The organism is Neobacillus drentensis (assembly GCF_036965245.1).
GTDB lineage: Bacteria > Bacillota > Bacilli > Bacillales > Cytobacillaceae > Neobacillus > Neobacillus drentensis_G.
Genome location: NZ_JBALPG010000252.1, coordinates 1 through 1,843 on the forward strand (window position 1 = coordinate 1; position 1,843 = coordinate 1,843).

General features: G+C 32.9%; 3 protein-coding genes. 2 read left to right on the top strand and 1 reads right to left on the bottom strand.

All coding sequences use genetic code 11. The features are described 5' to 3' along the window. Window positions 1–235, bottom strand: a 235-nt coding sequence (locus V7150_RS26480) for a hypothetical protein (RefSeq protein WP_335524292.1), incomplete at its 3' end; no start/stop codon positions are given. 323 nt (window positions 236–558) lie between these two features. On the opposite strand from V7150_RS26480, the gene tatA reads away from it, so the two are divergent. Together tatA and tatC are read left to right on the top strand one after the other, a co-directional pair. Beyond that, on the top strand, window positions 559–753 hold the full coding sequence (gene tatA / locus V7150_RS26485; protein ID WP_335524295.1) for a twin-arginine translocase TatA/TatE family subunit: 195 nt from the start codon (window positions 559–561) through the stop codon (window positions 751–753). A gap of 196 nt (window positions 754–949) precedes the next feature. Further along, window positions 950–1,702 carry a twin-arginine translocase subunit TatC gene (gene tatC, locus V7150_RS26490; protein ID WP_335524298.1) on the top strand — a complete coding sequence of 251 codons (753 nt, stop codon included), beginning with the start codon at window positions 950–952 and terminating at the stop codon, window positions 1,700–1,702. Window positions 1,703–1,843: the final 141 nt, after the last annotated feature.

Genomic DNA, 1,843 nt, shown 5'->3' on the forward strand with positions numbered 1-1,843 from the left:
AATATGAAACATTTAATTCGTATTCCGCCATTTTAGCGAGCATACCTCTGAATTCATGTGGATGGCAAAATTCTTCCTCTCGGAAATGCGTTTTCACCCAGGCAATTAATTCAATTGGACTATTGAAATATTCTCCACTTCGGTCGCTTTTACGAATGGTATATCTTCCGTTGTCATCATCAATTGTTACCTCAACAGGGAGGGCTCCATCAAAACTGCATAGTGAAAATTCCATCCTCATCACATCCAATCCATTGGTTTAATAATTTTCATTAGTATATGTTCCTATTGGTCAAATTATATGCAAAAAAAAGTCAGTTGTCAAAATATTTTAAAAATTTGATTAACAAATTGGACATTGACTTTAGAAATAGTAATTGTTAAATTGTCTATAGTGGTGATACATAAGTGAAAAAGAAAATGCTAAATATCACTCTGATTTAAATTTTATTGCAATTTGTGAAATTACTATGAATTATTGTAAAGAATTAACGCAAAAGCATTATTCAATACTATAATCATAGTAGAAATATACAACATTTGAAGGGGATGTAATCCATGTTTTCTAATATCGGAATACCCGGATTAATTTTGATTTTAACACTTGCACTGATTATTTTTGGACCAAAGAAATTACCGGAAATCGGAAAAGCTTTTGGACAAACTTTAAAGGAATTTAAAAAGTCTACCCGCGAACTTACGGACGATGTAATGGAAGACATCAAAGAAGAAAAGAAAAACTTGACTAAATAAGGTGTAAGATTTTGGGTCTTGCACCTTTTTCTTCTCGGTGTTAAAACTATAAGGATGCGTGAAAACATGTTAATCTCTCAGAACGTAGGAACGATTCGGTTGATTTCTTGGTAAGGTAAAAAAATCAATCTGTATATTACTGAGAGCTTCATACACGTGCCCATTTTGTAACATTTGAAATTGGCAGGGGAAGTACATGGAAGATAAAGAATTAAATTTAGTTGATCATTTAGAGGAATTACGCAAACGAATTATCATATCGGCTTTGGCATTTGTTGCCTTTTTTATCGTTGGTTTTATATACGTTGACGATATTTATAAATGGTTTGTTGGGGATCAAAAATTGATGGTTCTCGGACCAAGTGATATTATGTGGATTTATTTTATGCTTGCAGGCGTTGTTGCAATTGCGGCAACAATTCCTGTCCTGGCATTGCAAATTTGGCTGTTTGTCAGGCCGGCATTGAGACCGGTAGAAAGGAAAATAACCCTTTCATATGTACCTGCTTTATTTCTCTTATTTATTTGTGGCCTTGCTTTCGGTTACTTTGCCATTTTTCCAATGGTCTTAAACTTTTTGATAAACATAGGACAAGATATGTTTGTCACAAACTTCACTGCTGAAAGGTACTTTCGCTTTATCATGAACATGACTCTGCCATTCGGTGTGTTGTTTGAACTGCCGGTAGTGGTTATGTTTTTAACATCACTGGGAATTATTAATCCGTTTGTCTTAGCAAAAATTCGTAAATATGCCTATTTCGTTCTAATCATTATTGCTGTTGTTATTACTCCACCAGATTTTATGTCTGATTTTGTCGTAACCTTACCACTCTTGCTCCTTTATGAAATCAGTATTAATTTATCAAAGTTTGTTTACCGAAAACGGTTAAAGAAGCAGCAAGAAACGGAGCAAGATGAGGAGAATGAAGAAGCAATAGAAGTATAAATATTAGCACACTAGACCTTAAGAGATTTTTAAATCTCTTAAGGTCTTTTTTGTTTCAATACTTATTAAATAAGTAGTTTACTCTTATTCATATTTTTGTTGAATTACTATTATTTCCAACTTATTAAAAGAAAATATTGT